Here is a 261-nt window from a genome sequence, read left to right as displayed (position 1 = left end):
GTGCCTGAACAACCTCGGCGCTATACACCAGGACAGAGGGGATCTCGAGTCGGCCGAGACCTGCTTGAGTCGCTCACTCGCCGTGCGGCGTGAAATCGGAGCGGGCCGGCAGGCCGAAGCCCTCGTGCTCTGCAACCTGGGAGAACTGGCCGAGTTGCGCGGTAATCTCAGACGGGCGCTGGAGCTGTACGAAGAAGTCGCCGAGATCCTGGCCGATGTCCCAGGAGGCGTGGAGGTCGCCGCGGCTGCCAGCGTTTTGGG

General features: G+C 65.5%; 1 protein-coding gene. It reads left to right on the top strand.

All coding sequences use genetic code 11. The features are described 5' to 3' along the window. Window positions 1-4: 4 nt before the first annotated feature. A partial coding sequence (locus tag ELR45_RS43165; protein ID WP_420814009.1) for a tetratricopeptide repeat protein occupies window positions 5-261 on the top strand: 257 nt, incomplete at its 3' end.

The sequence above is a fragment of the Phytoactinopolyspora endophytica genome, from assembly GCF_004138495.1.
Taxonomy (GTDB): Bacteria; Actinomycetota; Actinomycetes; order Jiangellales; family Jiangellaceae; genus Phytoactinopolyspora; species Phytoactinopolyspora endophytica.
This window is presented reverse-complemented; position numbering and strand designations above follow the sequence as displayed.